This window comes from Pseudoalteromonas sp. P1-26, from assembly GCF_001401795.1.
Lineage (GTDB): Bacteria > Pseudomonadota > Gammaproteobacteria > Enterobacterales > Alteromonadaceae > Pseudoalteromonas.
This window is the reverse complement of record NZ_LKDX01000013.1, coordinates 61,744-75,922: the sequence shown is the minus strand read 5'-3', so window position 1 is coordinate 75,922 and position 14,179 is coordinate 61,744. Positions and strand designations below refer to the sequence as shown.

The 14,179-nt window shown below is 39.3% G+C and carries 14 protein-coding genes; 8 read left to right on the top strand and 6 right to left on the bottom strand.

The features are described 5' to 3' along the window. The first annotated feature begins 160 nt into the window (after nt 1-160). Entirely contained in the window at nt 161-1,162 is a 1,002-nt protein-coding gene (locus tag AN394_RS08920) for a family 43 glycosylhydrolase (RefSeq protein ID WP_054560730.1), read from the top strand. Nucleotides 1,163-1,229: 67 nt separating this feature from the next. Here the strand turns inward: AN394_RS08920 and AN394_RS08915 are convergent, their stop codons facing one another. Then, the gene (locus tag AN394_RS08915; protein WP_235576252.1) at nt 1,230-2,042 is read right to left on the bottom strand and encodes a DUF2306 domain-containing protein; all 813 of its coding nucleotides are present in this window, start codon (nt 2,040-2,042) and stop codon (nt 1,230-1,232) included. Nucleotides 2,043-2,266: 224 nt separating this feature from the next. On the opposite strand from AN394_RS08915, the gene AN394_RS08910 reads away from it, so the two are divergent. Beyond that, nucleotides 2,267-3,403, top strand: coding sequence for a helix-turn-helix transcriptional regulator (locus AN394_RS08910; RefSeq protein WP_235576251.1), 1,137 nt, complete (start codon nt 2,267-2,269; stop codon nt 3,401-3,403). A gap of 3 nt (nt 3,404-3,406) precedes the next feature. Here AN394_RS08910 and AN394_RS08905 read toward each other — a convergent pair whose 3' ends face one another. Together AN394_RS08905 and AN394_RS08900 are read right to left on the bottom strand one after the other, a co-directional pair. Continuing rightward, nucleotides 3,407-5,134, bottom strand: coding sequence for a response regulator (locus tag AN394_RS08905; protein WP_055021303.1), 1,728 nt, complete (start codon nt 5,132-5,134; stop codon nt 3,407-3,409). 1 nt (nt 5,135) lies between these two features. Continuing rightward, nucleotides 5,136-5,675 (bottom strand): heme NO-binding domain-containing protein, encoded by a 540-nt coding sequence (locus AN394_RS08900; RefSeq protein ID WP_054560727.1) that lies wholly within the window; start codon nt 5,673-5,675, stop codon nt 5,136-5,138. A gap of 192 nt (nt 5,676-5,867) precedes the next feature. On the opposite strand from AN394_RS08900, the gene AN394_RS08895 reads away from it, so the two are divergent. Both AN394_RS08895 and AN394_RS08890 read left to right on the top strand, forming a co-directional pair. Beyond that, entirely contained in the window at nt 5,868-7,472 is a 1,605-nt protein-coding gene (locus tag AN394_RS08895; protein ID WP_055021302.1) for a diguanylate cyclase, read from the top strand. Nucleotides 7,473-7,588: 116 nt separating this feature from the next. Beyond that, the gene (locus AN394_RS08890) at nt 7,589-9,175 is read left to right on the top strand and encodes an RICIN domain-containing protein (RefSeq protein WP_055021301.1); all 1,587 of its coding nucleotides are present in this window, start codon (nt 7,589-7,591) and stop codon (nt 9,173-9,175) included. A 57-nt stretch (nt 9,176-9,232) separates the two neighbouring features. Here AN394_RS08890 and AN394_RS08885 read toward each other — a convergent pair whose 3' ends face one another. Next, a complete protein-coding gene (locus tag AN394_RS08885; protein WP_055021300.1) occupies nt 9,233-10,381 on the bottom strand; it encodes a hypothetical protein in 1,149 nt (382 codons plus the stop codon). 264 nt (nt 10,382-10,645) lie between these two features. Here AN394_RS08885 and AN394_RS08880 point away from each other — a divergent pair, with 264 nt between their 5' ends. From AN394_RS08880 to AN394_RS08870, 3 genes are all read left to right on the top strand, one after another. Further along, nucleotides 10,646-11,500 carry an alpha/beta hydrolase gene (locus tag AN394_RS08880; protein ID WP_235576250.1) on the top strand — a complete coding sequence of 285 codons (855 nt, stop codon included), beginning with the start codon at nt 10,646-10,648 and terminating at the stop codon, nt 11,498-11,500. A gap of 134 nt (nt 11,501-11,634) precedes the next feature. Continuing rightward, the gene (locus AN394_RS08875) at nt 11,635-12,054 is read left to right on the top strand and encodes a DUF2975 domain-containing protein (RefSeq protein ID WP_235576249.1); all 420 of its coding nucleotides are present in this window, start codon (nt 11,635-11,637) and stop codon (nt 12,052-12,054) included. After that, a complete protein-coding gene (locus tag AN394_RS08870; protein WP_054560721.1) occupies nt 12,054-12,260 on the top strand; it encodes a helix-turn-helix transcriptional regulator in 207 nt (68 codons plus the stop codon). The genes AN394_RS08875 and AN394_RS08870 overlap by 1 nt, the downstream gene beginning before the upstream one ends. Here AN394_RS08870 and AN394_RS08865 read toward each other — a convergent pair. Further along, on the bottom strand, nt 12,257-13,027 hold the full coding sequence (locus AN394_RS08865) for an AraC family transcriptional regulator (protein ID WP_055021298.1): 771 nt from the start codon (nt 13,025-13,027) through the stop codon (nt 12,257-12,259). The two genes, AN394_RS08870 and AN394_RS08865, sit on opposite strands and share 4 nt — an antisense overlap. Before the next feature lie 156 nt (nt 13,028-13,183). Here AN394_RS08865 and AN394_RS08860 point away from each other — a divergent pair, with 156 nt between their 5' ends. Further along, nucleotides 13,184-13,432 (top strand): hypothetical protein, encoded by a 249-nt coding sequence (locus AN394_RS08860; protein WP_054560719.1) that lies wholly within the window; start codon nt 13,184-13,186, stop codon nt 13,430-13,432. Nucleotides 13,433-13,476: 44 nt separating this feature from the next. Here AN394_RS08860 and AN394_RS08855 read toward each other — a convergent pair whose 3' ends face one another. Continuing rightward, nucleotides 13,477-14,127, bottom strand: coding sequence for a tellurite resistance TerB family protein (locus AN394_RS08855; protein ID WP_055021297.1), 651 nt, complete (start codon nt 14,125-14,127; stop codon nt 13,477-13,479). Nucleotides 14,128-14,179: the final 52 nt, after the last annotated feature.

The window sequence follows — 14,179 nt, the reverse complement described above, 5'->3', positions numbered from 1 at the left end:
ACGAGCTAGCTTTAACTCCTTTGCTTAGAACGGGTATCTTGAAACTCACAGCTCAAGCTTACATTTCTTTTCACTGTCTGTTAAAAATAATGTTATATTTGTGTTCTTGCTTAAAAGTAATAAAATAATACAAATTAAAATTTAACGATCAGGTTTCAAGATGACATTACAAACAAATAGTCCGTTAGTAGAGCAGCGTGCCGATCCATTTGTGCATAAGCACAGTGATGGTTTTTATTATTTTACAGGTTCTGTACCAACTTATGATCGCATTGAACTTCGTAAGTCTGCGACATTAGAGGGCTTAAAAGACGCTGAAACCTTTGATATTTGGTTTAAACATGACAGCGGCCCGATGAGCCGTCATATCTGGGCACCTGAAATTCATTACCTCGATGGCAAATGGTACATCTACTTCGCAGCCAGTGAAGAAGATGATATTTGGGCATTACGCCCGTATGTGCTTGAGTGTAAAGGCCAAGATCCGCTAAATGATGAGTGGGTTGAACTTGGCATGATGCAAGCCGCTGAGGGCGATGAAAAGTCGTTCACCGATTTTTCTTTAGATGCCACTATTTTTGAAAATAACGGTAAGCGTTACTTCTGCTGGGCAGAGAAAACCGGCGGTCAATTTGCTGCATCAAACCTGTATTTAGCTGAGATGGAATCTCCAATTAAGTTAAAAACAGCGCAGTTTATGCTGACTACACCTGATTACGATTGGGAACGTGTCGACTTTTGGGTAAATGAAGGCCCGGCAGTACTTAAAAATAACGGTAAAATCTTTATTGCTTTCTCTGCAAGCGCAACAGGTGCATGTTACTGCATGGGCTATATGGAAGCCGATGAAAACAGCGATTTACTTGATCGTAATTCGTGGACTAAAACACGTATGCCAGTGCTTGAAACAAGTGTTGAAAAGAAAATTTTCGGCCCAGGTCATAACTGTTTTACAGTAGCTGAAGATGGTGAAACACCACTGTGTATTTACCATGCTCGTGACTATGAGCACGCAGTTGGTGAACCAAGTGTGGTGCCAAAAACAGACACCCGTCCACTTGAAGAGATTGTAAAAGATCCGCTTTACGATCCAAACCGCCATGCTCGAGTTATGGAAGTGAAGTACGACGAAAATGGTCGTCCACTCTTTGAACTGTATTAATTTTATAGTGACGTAAATTATGTTCATAAAGCCACCAATTTAGGTGGCTTTATTGTATGAGAGTTAGTTAGCCAACAATCGCAGGGTACCAGTTTGCCAAAGTCACCCCAAATAAGCCGGTTAAGAACACGATTGATATTAGCGTCATTAAACAGGCAGTGCCGATAGTGATAAACGTAATATTTGTACGAGCTGCATAGCGAACAAGTTCGGCTATTAAAAGTGGTACTAAGTAAGAACAAAGGCTAACAGCAAACACGGCAGGCCCAGTGAATGTGGCGGTATCAACGCCTAAGGTGCCAAATACTAAAAACCATGCAAATATCAATAATCTAAAAAACAACACACCATTAGCCGCAAGATATAACCGTATAGCCCACCTTTGATGAGCATTGAAGTTACGAGCCCGTGCTGTTTTCACTGCAAATATACTTGATACAATAACCACTAAGCCGCCAAACATTGTCAGTGCATGCATCAGTGTATTACCAACGGTGCCCCTTACTATCATTAAATACATGCCAGCAAATGAAATACAGCAAGCTAAAACAACAAATACACGACCATTGTAGCGATGGAATGCGCTGTATTTTGTCCTCAGTTTTTCAATGAGTTGTAAGCTTCCGCCAAGGATCATCACTACCGCAAATAATACATGCACTGCATACATCAAATTCCCTGTGGCATCATTAGCAACATAGGCGGTGTTATTAAGTCGGTTCCAACCTGATAGACCTGTAGTTAACCCTGTCATTCCATAACCAAGAATGAGATAAACTACAAAGCAAGTTTGCGCCATTAGCAGGCTAATAAACCAAAGCTTTTTACTGTATTCGAGCGCTTTTAAAGGTGTGATTTTGCTATCTTTGTTAAACATCATCAATTCCATTACATTTTTCTAATACCGCTAATATAAAGGGCTAGAGCAAGATTTCTTCTCAAATTCGAAATTTGATCAATGAAATATTGTGTTTGTTTTTGAGATCTCACACAGAGTTTGACATATTCACTAACAAACTCTTTTTGCTATGTTGATCTTGAAAAAGTAAACTTATCTGATTGGTAAATAATTCATCAAACTCCCAATTTAAGGTATGTAGAGTTATGCAAAATACTTCCCCTTATTACTTACTCGTTTTTGTTTGTATGGGGCTCATGCTGCTAAATGGTATGAAAAAAGAGAAGCAGCTTATTCATTATCTGTTTGCAGTATTTTGCGGTTCGCTTTGCATGGTTGGGGTGCAAAAAATCAGTGCACCAAGTATTGGTGTTTACAGTTATTTAATTGGCTTATTTACCTGCGCAACCTGTAATATGTCTTGGCTTATATCACGCACTTTGTTTCGTAAGCATAAGCCTATCGCTTCGGTACATATTGCCGTGGCAGTTGCTATTGCGGGTTTAATTATGTTTAACCAAACTTGGCATTATTTGGTGAGTATTGATGTGCAAGTTTTCCCTGATAGCCAATTCATGTGGCGTTTAAAGCAAGGTATGGCCGAAATAACGGTGTTGCTATCTTCGAGTATTTTGGTGCTCTCTTTTTGGGAAGCATTACGAGGCTATAAAGAGAAAACACAAACGCAAAAGTTGCAGGCAAATATTTTTGCTAGTTGCTACTTTTTAGCGGTATTTAATGCCAGCATACTGCCTAAATTTTTATTCAGTGAAAGCGAATTTCAACAATTTGAGCCGCTTATAATTGCCTCATCTGCATTGTTGATTGTACTTGCAATGCAGTTAGTGATGTTTTTGCAAAAACGCGCCCACAACACAGTGCCTGAAGCTATTGATAGTAAAGTGGTGAACTCTGAAAAGGTAATGAAAGCTATCCATCAGGCTGAACAATCTGAAAATAAAGAGGTAGAGCCTGAGCTTATTACTGGCATAGAAGCACTCATCAATAAGCAGGTTTATTTGCAAACTAATTTGAAAATTTCTGATTTTGCTCAAGCATTAGCAGTACCTGAGTATAAGATCAGCCGGGCTATTCGTTATCATTTTAAAGCCGCAAATTTTAATTTGTTTATTAATCAGTATCGAATACAGCATGCGCAAGGGCTGTTATTAAAAGATGAAGCAAGTCATTGGAGTATACTCAGTATTGCAATGGAAAGTGGCTTTTCTTCGCTTGCTACCTTTAACCGTGTGTTTAAAAGTATCGTTGGGGTTAACCCAAATGAGTTTCGTAAGCAAAACAACTCATTAGTAGAACAAAAAATCATAGAGCTTACTGACTAGAAATTACAGCTGCTTTTGCATTAAATGCTCTGCAATGACCTCAAACATGGTTTGCACTTCAATTGGCTTGGCTATATAGCCTTGCATTCCTGATTCTTTCGCTTTTGTAAGGTCGGCTTCCATAGTGTTGGCGGTCATGGCGATAATAGGGATATGGGCAAACTTTGATTGCTGTTTAATTTTATTCGCTGCGGTATAACCATCCATTTTTGGCATTTGGCAGTCCATCAAAATACAATCGAAAGATTCTTTTTCGACAGCTTCAATCGCTGCTATGCCATCTTCGGCAATATCAACCACAAAGCCATTTGAGCGTAGTATTTGCGATGCAACTTGTTGGTTAAGCGGGTTGTCTTCAACTAGCAGTATTCTTGAGCCCGCAAGCTTTTTAAAGCATGTATTGTCGACTCTGGTCTCTTTTTTCGTAGCGATACCCATCACATGCTCGAGGGTTTTCAATAGGTTCCCTTTAATAATCGGCTTTAATAATATTTCTTCAACGGTTTTATCTAGCGTACTTAGCGTGTCTTTAACTTCTTGGTTTTCATAAGAAGCGAGGATAATGGTTTTTTTAATGTCGATAGAAAGCTGCTTTTTGAGGTTCTCTAGAATGTTATTTTGTTCGCAGTTTAATACGTGCCAGTCTAAAAAAATAAAGTCGTAGTTGTGACTAATATCAGCGTTAGAAAGCTTTTCATCCATGCAATCAATCGTCTGTACATTGATGTCTAATGCATTGAGCATGGTATTTAAAATAGCTTCAGGTTGGTCGCTTTGCTCAATAATAAGAGCGCGTTTATGTTTGAAAATATCTGTGTCGTGGCAGCTTTGCATAACCGATAGCGAAAATAACACATCAAAACTGAAGCTACTCCCTTTGTCTAATTGGCTTTTAACCTCAATATGACCTCCCATAAGCTCGATAATTTTTTTACTGATAACAAGACCAAGACCTGTGCCACCAAATTTACGAGTTGTTGAAACATCGGCTTGTGAAAAAGGCTTAAACACACTATTAACTTGCTCTTCAGACATACCAATGCCTTGGTCAATGACCTGAAAATTAATACAAATAGAGGTATCGGTTTGTGATTTTTTTGTCAGTTTCAGCGTGACATCTTGCTGGTTTGAAAACTTAATGGCATTGCTCAGTAAATTTAATAAAACTTGATTAAGCCTAAGAGCGTCACCGATTAAAAACTCTGGAATGTCATCATCAATATCAAAAATGACTTCGATGTTATTTTTCTCAATTAAACTACTGGCTAAATTAGCGAGGTTCGCAAGAAAGTCATTTAAGTTAAAATCACTGTTTTCAAGTTCAAGCTTGTTGGCTTCTATTTTAGAAAAATCGAGAATGTCATTAATAATCCCAAGCAGTGATTTGGCCGAAAGCTGAATTTTTTCAACGTAATCATATTGTTTATCGGTTAATTCAGTATCAAGGGCGAGGTGTGCCATGCCCAAAATTGCATTCATAGGGGTGCGGATTTCATGGCTCATATTGGCTAAAAACATTGATTTAGCTTGATTGGCGGCATCGGCCAACTCTTTTGCTTTATTTAAATCTTGTGTGCGAAGAATAACTTCTTTTTCTAGATTTTCGGCCGCATGTTTTAGCGTCATATTGGCTTCATATAACTCTAAAGACTTCTGTTCTAACAGGGCTTCGGCTTGTTTTCGAGCCTGGCGCTCTCGTTCTATTCTACGTTTGTAGAGTTCTTCATCCACACTAATCTTCTTTTGTTAAAGTAAAGGTTGCCGACATATGATCAGCGCTTATATCCTTTTTAATCGTAATTTTTTCATTAAATTTTTCACATGCACCTTCAATTAATCCACCTGCTAAACAGGCGAAAGGGTTTCCAGAGCGATAGAACATTTGCATTTTGCGCTCACTAATACGTTTTGTTTCAAAGCTTGGTAACTCAGCATCGCTATAAAGCTTTTTAACTTCTACATGAACATGGCGGTCGATGGTATCTAAAAAGTCAAACGTAGTTGAAACACTGGTGAAAAAGTGAGGAAAAAGGATAAAAAAACGATTTAATAAATACTTACCATAGTGCGTGGCTAATTGTTCTGCAGGCGTATTGACGTGCTTACTTAACGAAGTAATAAGCATGATCATTTCAGCGTTGTCGTAATTACCAACACTGGTATAGGCCCCATTTGAAGCAAGTGAGTTTTCTTCAATGATTTTGTCTGCCACTTCATAAGAAAATTCATTTTCGACCATGTCTAAAAACTCGGTAAAGACGATACCTTTCATACAGTAGCCCTTCAAAATTTCATACTAAAAGTTTAGATATAAACAGGGATTTTACAATTTATCAGTCACCAACTTTAGTAGAGGTTCTGCCTTTATGAGACTGATTTATTAAAGCTTGGCAAGCAAACTGAGTAAACGTGGTTATACTTTTTAATACTAATGTACTTTTTATTCTGCTTGGTTTGGTATTTTATGGTGATTGGTGCGAGGCTCAAAAAACGCTTATTACTTGCTTTCACCGCGGCGTGCTTTGCTATTTTGTTGGCGCAAACAATTATTCGGCATTTTTGGATATTGCCAACTTTTGAAGCGATGACAAAACAAAATGATCGGATTGATATTCAGCGCGTGGAGTCACAACTTCAGCAAGAGGTTGATGCGCTGTCAAAAATGGTCTTTGACAGCGCTGCTTGGGATACCATGTATGAAGCTGCACAGCAACGTGATACCCAGTGGTTTAATAGTGACTATGTTATTGCAGACGCACTACAGCGGTTAGACGTAAATGGTTGGTATTTATATGATACACAGGCAAATATTATTGGCGGTGGCAGTTTTAATAGTGATTATCAGCCTTACTCACCAACGGTTTTAGAAAGCCCCAATTTGTTGATAAAAAACGACCTAATAATCTTATCTGGCGATATAGACAATAGCCAATCTGAGTTAACTCATAAAGTCCGGTTTATTACCATAGATAAAACGCCTGCCGTCACCGTCGCTTACAATGTAACGAAGTCCGATGGCACTGGTGAATTTGTGGCGACATTATTGCTTTGGAGCTTTATTGATGAAGACTTTGTCGAAAATCTAACACCAGGGTTAGCAAATGATATTAGCTTTTATGGCATTGATGAAGCACCTAAATATAGGGATCATCTAATTAGGGTGTTTGGTGAAAAAAGGAGAGCAGTCGAGACGACTCAACACAATCGACGGCTTTACTTAGGAGTCAATGATCAAGCAGGAGACTTACTATTTGTGCTATCTATCGCATCCCGTGAACGAACTTACGACCGAAGCTTGTTTGATAGCTCTTTAATTACCGGTTTATTGATATCTGGATCTGTGTTTATTTTGTTTTATTTATATATAAATCAACAGGTTTTAAGGCCACTCAGAAAGCTTTATACATTGGTGAATTCAGCAATCAGTAATAACGATTTTAGCGCTCGGGAAGAGTATTTTGGTAATAACGAATTGCACCAGCTCGGGCGAGGTATGAATGAGTTATTTACTTTGATAGAAAATCAACGTGATGAAATACTAGAGCGCCACCAGAAGTTAAAACATATCAGTAATACCGACTCAATGACGACGCTTGCCAATCGTCGGGCATTAGATAAACATTTTGCGAAGCTTGCCAGCGATGCAGATTTAGCATCGCAACCTATCTCAATGATTGTCGCCGATATCGATCACTTTAAACTCTACAATGACTTTTATGGGCATGATCAAGGTGACAAAGCGTTATGTGAGGTCGCCAATCTTCTTAAAGAAAATACTCAGCCAAGTAATCACTTTGTTGCTCGGTATGGCGGCGAAGAGTTTGTTATTGTGCTCAGCAATACCGATAAGCATCAGGCACTCAAAGTGGCTGAAACGCTACGAAACGCCGTTGCATCAGCTCACATAACTCACCAAGGCCGTGCAGACTTAAGCTATGTTACCTTATCGATAGGTGTTGCCAGTAAGGCTGCTAATGAGGCGTTTGATTCAGATAGCTTGTTTAAAATAGCAGATGACGCGCTTTATAAAGCGAAAAAGCAAGGCCGCAACTGCTGCGTTGTTGGATGATTTTTAACATTTGTTTACATAAAGTAAACATGAATAGGTGCTTTTAGGTACGTATAAATTAAACTATCTCTTTAATAATGTAATTTTATATTACAAATATAATAGGGGAGATAGTCTTGAAGATTTTAAACCAAACTAAACTGTTAGCATTATGCCTACTAGCAGTTGCGTGTTTTGCTCAGAATGCTGTTCATGCACAACAGTGTAGTGCTATGCCTGAATCTGGCACTGTATATTCCATTATTAATAGAGGCTCTGGCCTTGCACTTGATGTAAATACCAGTGATTCTAGCTCAGCCCCGAATATTATTAGCTACGAATACTGGGGTGGAAATAACCAAAAGTTTCAGCTTATTCAAGAAGCAGATGGCTATTGGATTATACGCTCTAAATTTAACAATAAAGTTATTGATGTGTTGAACTCATCGCAATCAAATGGTGCAAATATAATTGCTTATGATGATTGGCAAGGGGCTAATCAACGTTGGTTGTTAAAAGCATCTTCATCGGGCGGCTTTAATATCGTCAATAAGTTAACTGGTAAATCTTTGACAGTTGCAGGCTCAAATAATACTGCAAATGTTTATCAAAATGATGATGCTGGGATCAGTTCACAAAGATGGTTTATTAATCCAGTAAATGGCGACTGTGGGACTACCGGAACCACTCCCAGTGACTTAATAGGCTTTGCATCTCAAGCAGGTCAAGATGGATTAAGCACAACGACCGGTGGTGGTAATAACACTGCCATCACAGTATATAGCTGTGATGATTTAAGTACTGCATTGAGTTCTGGCTCTGCTGCGGTTATTCAAGTTCCTGATAACACAGTGATTGATTGTCGAACCGCCAATAGAACGGTACCAGCTTGTCCACTTGATTGTGGTCAATGGGGAGATTACGGTAAGACGTGGTACAGAATTCCCGTTGGTAATCAAAGTTGTAGTGAGTTGGGAAGCAGCTCAAACTCAACCGTGAATGTTACCCGAAATGATAGACGTATCATTGTGCAATCAAATAAAACGCTGCAAGGGTTGGGTAAAAACTCGAAAATAATCGGTGCCAGCCTCGTCATCAGTAAGCAACGAAATATTATTATTAAGAACATTATGCTTGAGGATATTAACCCTGCGCTTGTTGAAGCAGGTGATGCTATTTCAATAGATGATAGCAGTCATGTATGGGTTGATCACATGGCATTTAATAAAATAAGTGATGGATATATTGATGTCGACAATAGTCAAAACGTTACTTTAAGTTGGAACCGTTTTTATGGATATAACCCTCAAGTTTGCGCTAACCAGCATTGGTATACCCATTTATTTAGAAACTCTCAAATAACAGCGCATCACAATTTTTGGGATACAGCTGCAGGGCGAAACCCTAAAGTAGACGGCTATAACTCTCGTGTGCATATGTTTAATAATTACTGGAAGAACATTACTTATTTTTCAATTAGTGCGGGGAATGGCGCAGAGGTTTTAGTGGAAAATAATTACTTTGAAAATTCAGCGAAACCTCACTGGAATCAAGGCTCTGGTTATTTTAGTGCCTCAGGAAATGTTTACACTGGAAGTTCTGCAACTGATCAATATCGTGATAGCGGGGCAACAGTATTCGGTGATATTCAACTTTACCCATATCGATTAGATGATCCAAGTTCTTTGGGCAGTAAAGTGAATGGCGGAACAGGTCCACAATAAGTATCAATTGTGAATTGGAAAAAGCTCAGCTATTGCTTTATAGCTGAGCTTAACGCTTTAAATTGCAACCAAGCTCTGCTCAAGCATTGCTTTAATTTGCTTAACAATTTTCGCTTCTGTTTCTGGCTCAAATTGTTGAATACGTGGGGTGTGAATATGCCCCGTTGGGATGTCTGAATTAAGCTCATCACGCAGGCGAATACTACGGTACGAGATTTCATTAGATAAGTAGCCTCCGCCACCACCTTTTACTGCAATCGCACCTTCTAACTCTTTAAGTGATTTTGGCTCAAATGCTTTTTCAAGCGTAACGACTTTATGATTGTCGTTGATTGGGAATGGCCCTTTGGCTTGTTGCATTTGCTTAACTGGTAAGCTGTACGTTACAAACTCATTGCCCGGAAGAGGGCGGTCGTTAAGGCTCGAAATTTTCGGTGCAGTTGCTGTGCCGCCATACACAATATTGGCGTTATCGGGCGCCGTTACACTGCGGCGTTTACCCGGAAAGCGTTCAAGGTCAAAGTCTTTGCTGCCCATACTGATAGTGGCAATCATATCGACATTGTTAAGTGCATAATATGGCGCAAGTAATGATTCGATAATACCCTGGTCAAAGTCTTCGTAGCGTACTGGCACCATCACCGTATTGATCTCGGCGCTAATGCCATTGTAATTAATTACTTGGCCATCAAGTAATAATGCTGCAACACCGGATGGGTTACTTTGATTAATATTTCTATCTAATAAGAATGGATCAAAACCTGTAATTAAAATGCGTTTGTCGGTTTTTTTACTGTAATCAAGGTCGGTGCGGCCACGGCTGCCATTTTCGAGCATTGTTAATAACGCGGTTTGTTCGCTGTCGGTCATTGCAAACTGGGGTTTGCTGGTACGAATAATCTTGCTTGAAAGTAAACGTGCCCAATATAGCTCTCGGTCGTCGAAGCTGTTGGTTTTAATTATACGTGTTTTGGCATCGCGCCATAATTGTTTGGCGTAATCATCAATAAGGTCACTTGCTTGCTGATAACTAGCAGCCGCTTGCCACTGTTTTTCAAATTGGTTTACTTCATTAGAAAAAGCATTTAACACCTTTGGCATGGCTTTGCTGGCTTTTTCAATACGCAGTTCTTCAACGGTTAAATTGGCTGCAAATGCAGTAAATGACGAGGCGATTAAGCCGGTGGCAAGTAAAACTTTTTTCATGATTATCCTATTTAGTTACAGCTCGTTTAGTAGGCTTGCGTTAACTATCCTATGGATAAATGCCGAGCGCAAATAAAATCGCTCAACACAGAATTTGAAAAATAATGAATTAAAGGAGATAGCGCTTTTGATCAAAGCTATTTTTCAAAGGAAGGGCTTTTAATGTTCGATATTGAATAATTAATTATCGTTTTTCGGTAATTTTAGTTTGTTTTTTAACTTATCTAGTGCCATAGTAGTTTTTTTACTAGAAGGATCGTGAAAATGAAATTTGGTTCTATTGCAGTGGTTTCGCTGATTGTGCTGTTATTAACTGGTTGTACGACAATTAAAGTTGAGGAATCTCACTTTTTATATCCGGATAAAAAAATAACGATGCAGGAAATACAAAGTGTTAATGCCACCGCCAAAACGCAGGAGATAACTTTAAACACCGATGAGGGTACTAAACTTAAGGGTACCCTTATTAAAGTTGCAGATGCTCGTGCGACGGTAATTTACTTCGGTGGTAACCAGTTTCGCGTTAGTGCCGCAGGTGGGGAACCAGCCAAGCTACTTTTACCTTTTCAAGTTAATATTTTAATGATGGATCATCGTGGTTATGGGCTTAGTTCTGGAGTACCTAGCGTAGCTAATCTGCAAGCTGATGCATTACAGGTATTTGATTATGTAAAAGGCAGATCAGACCTAAATACTTTGCCTGTGGTGATCCATGGTCATTCTTTAGGAAGTATGATTGCAGGTTATCTTGCCAGTCAGCGTAACATTGATGCTCTGGTACTCGAAGGGAGTGTGACAAATGTTGAACAGATGACAGCTGCACGAATTCCGTGGTTTGCTAAACCGTTTGTTAGTGTTGAGTTTAGTGAAGAGATTAAACAAGTCGATAATTTAAAAGCGTTACAAGTTTATCAAGCACCGCTATTAATAATCACCGGTGAAAAAGACACTCAAACTCCACCTGAGTTAGCTAAATCACTATATCAATATGCAAAATCTCAGCAAAAGCAGATTTACATTGCAAAAGGGAAGCACCATTCTAATGCGTTAACAGGTAAGCAGTTAGCGACTCATTATGAGCAACTTCTAAAACAAATAACACTGAGTAAATCGTCATGAAAAAAATTGTTTGGATGAGTTCGTTTATCCTAAGTCTGCTAATTTTTACGCTTATTAGCTTGTTAGTAACAAGCATTATTGTGCTTTTCAGTGACAGTAATATTTTAAGTTTTACATAAAGTAATGGTGCGCATATGTGGATTGGTCTTGAAGTCAGCGGCTCTTGGCAAGGAGTAGCACAAACATTAAATGAGCATGGTTTTGATAGTGTTTTATGGCTTGGTCTTGTGCAATTGCTACCGTTTATTCTGATCAACATAATTTTGATTCGGTTATTTTTGCTTTACCGACGTGGATCCTTCTTCGCTATTGAAAATATACAATGTTTTAAATGGTTAGGTGGCGTATTATTGGCGCAATTTGCACTAGTTGTGTGCTACCCGTCACTACTTATAACTCTTCTTAACTTGGCAACAGGATCAGATATCGGAAGGGTCGTGGCTATACAAGATACTGATATTATAGGCTTAGTGATGGGATTAATTATTTATGTTATTGGTTGGATCATGGGTCAAGCGCAGCAGCTACAAAAAGAGCAAGAGTTAGTGATTTAATGGCGATTATTATTGATTTAGATGTAGTGTTAGCTAAGCGAAAAATGAAGTCTGCAGAATTAGCTGAAGCGATAGGTATTACGCCACAAAACTTATCAGTTCTTAGAGCTGGACGAGCTAAAGCTGTGCGCTTTACGACTTTAGATGCAATTTGTAAGCACTTAGGCTGTCAGCCTGGTGATATTCTGCGTTTTGAGGATGACTAACGAAAAATAAGCTTTGTTTGTTTAGTTTGAGAGTCTTTCAATAACTTGCGGTATTTTGCTGGGGTGATGTGCATTATTGCTTTGAATTCTTTGATTAAATGAGGCTGATCGGTAAAGCCACATTCAAGTGCAATATCTGCAAAGCTCATTTCAGGGTTATCTTTAATTGCTTGTTTAGCAAGTTTTACTCGGTAGATACGCTCAAAATACTTAGGGGTAACGCCGCATTGATCCTTAACTTGTCTTTCGAGCTGTCGTTGACTGAGTGGGGCAAGTTGGTAAGCAGTTTCGAGTGGCGTTAACTCTATAAGGTTACGGATTAGGTGTTTTGAGTGCCTGTTGCTGTGGTTAATGTTTTTATTATCAGTAAAGTGGTGGCTAATAAGTGCAACAAACGCGGCTAAGCTGGCATCATTTTGCAGATCTTCGGCAATTTCACATAGTGACTGCTCTGCAATGAGTGGGTGAGCATTACGCTTTAGTTCAGACAATACGGTTGGGTTAAAACGAATACCACAAAACTGCGCATCGTGTGAAAATGTGACTTTAGATGCTTGAGTCGATGTTTCTTGCACTGCATAAGGGGCAGCAAGCGGCTTGTCATCAAGTAAAACTTCACCAGCAACAGGAAACACAAGCCCTGTGGCACCATCGCAGGCAAGCCATTGCTCTCCTTGAGAGTGCGCTGTGGCATACCAAATAGCTTGTATGCTATCGGCAAGATTGCCCTTTGGAGTCATTAATTCGAGCGTTAAATGGTTACTCATTAAACTTCACTGCCTCTATCGATAGCGAAAGTATCATCAATTGAATAGCGTTGTGTCAATTTTTAGTCCAAAAGTAAGCTACTTTAAGGGCTGTTATTCGCACCCTGTTTTTAATCCTGCTATGCTACGCCCATTAGCAATCACTGAGTATTTGAGATGATTAACGATAACGATGTAATTGAAACATTAGACGAGTTAGAAACATTTTTACGCCTAGTTGAAACTGGCGGTTTAGGGCTAGAGAATGTAACAGGTGTAGCCCTTGCAACCAATAATAGTGATGGCCGCCCATTTATTGCGGTACTTGATGATAAACATCAACTTTTACTTGGCCGTTACGTGACAAGTGAAGTGTATGAAAACGGTAAAGATATGGTGCGTTACGGCACTAAAAAGCCGCATTAATCATCACTGTTTACCAATAAAAATAGGGCGAAGACGCCCCATTTTTATTGGTATTCGGCAAGCTCTCTGTGAATGCTCATTACCAGTTCATTAGGAATGCATAATTGGTTAGCGAGCGTGTCTAAGTAGTGTTTAGAAATAGCTTGGTTTAAATCAATTGCGCTGGCACTAGCTGCATATACTTCAATACCCATTTGTGCGTTAGGCACAGCGGCAACTAACTCTGATAGTTGCATTGGTTTTCTTAGCTCATCGAACAGCATGGCCTTTTCTTGCACAGACAATTGCATTGTTTCTACTTGTGCGAAGATTTTTTGTCTTTCCGTTTCATCAATGTGGCCATCAGCATAGGCGGCTGCAATCATAGCGCGCATGAGTAATAATTGCCCATCATTATGGTTATCGTCGATTACATCAGTAAATGACTGCTCAGATAGCGTGGCGGGGGTAATATCAAAACCACGAGAACTAGTTTGCTGTACTGGAGCCGCTTTTTGTTCTGAGTATTGTTTATAGGCTTTCCAAGCAAGGCCACCGACAGCAGCAAGTGCACCATATTTTACGGCTTTTTTACTGCTCTTTTTACTTTTTCCGCCCATTAAGCTCGTTAGTCCGCCCCCAGCAACACCCCCTAAAAAACCACTCAGCGCACCTGATTTATTTAAATTACCCACTAACTTTTGTAAGTCTTTCATTGTTCTCTCCTTGCAGTTATGTGCCCAGATTAGGTGATTTAAAATGAAAAGG

What these genes read in the sequence shown, in the direction of transcription:
- AN394_RS08865 (WP_055021298.1), bottom strand. Translation starts at nt 13,027, where the DNA reads ATGAGTAACCATTTAACGCTCGAATTAATGACTCCAAAGGGCAATCTT.
- AN394_RS08870 (WP_054560721.1), top strand. Translation starts at nt 12,054, where the DNA reads ATGGCGATTATTATTGATTTAGATGTAGTGTTAGCTAAGCGAAAAATG.
- AN394_RS08920 (WP_054560730.1), top strand. Translation starts at nt 161, where the DNA reads ATGACATTACAAACAAATAGTCCGTTAGTAGAGCAGCGTGCCGATCCA.
- AN394_RS08855 (WP_055021297.1), bottom strand. Translation starts at nt 14,127, where the DNA reads ATGAAAGACTTACAAAAGTTAGTGGGTAATTTAAATAAATCAGGTGCG.
- AN394_RS08875 (WP_235576249.1), top strand. Translation starts at nt 11,635, where the DNA reads ATGTGGATTGGTCTTGAAGTCAGCGGCTCTTGGCAAGGAGTAGCACAA.
- AN394_RS08900 (WP_054560727.1), bottom strand. Translation starts at nt 5,675, where the DNA reads ATGAAAGGTATCGTCTTTACCGAGTTTTTAGACATGGTCGAAAATGAA.
- AN394_RS08880 (WP_235576250.1), top strand. Translation starts at nt 10,646, where the DNA reads ATGAAATTTGGTTCTATTGCAGTGGTTTCGCTGATTGTGCTGTTATTA.
- AN394_RS08895 (WP_055021302.1), top strand. Translation starts at nt 5,868, where the DNA reads ATGGTGATTGGTGCGAGGCTCAAAAAACGCTTATTACTTGCTTTCACC.
- AN394_RS08915 (WP_235576252.1), bottom strand. Translation starts at nt 2,042, where the DNA reads ATGATGTTTAACAAAGATAGCAAAATCACACCTTTAAAAGCGCTCGAA.
- AN394_RS08860 (WP_054560719.1), top strand. Translation starts at nt 13,184, where the DNA reads ATGATTAACGATAACGATGTAATTGAAACATTAGACGAGTTAGAAACA.
- AN394_RS08885 (WP_055021300.1), bottom strand. Translation starts at nt 10,381, where the DNA reads ATGAAAAAAGTTTTACTTGCCACCGGCTTAATCGCCTCGTCATTTACT.
- AN394_RS08910 (WP_235576251.1), top strand. Translation starts at nt 2,267, where the DNA reads ATGCAAAATACTTCCCCTTATTACTTACTCGTTTTTGTTTGTATGGGG.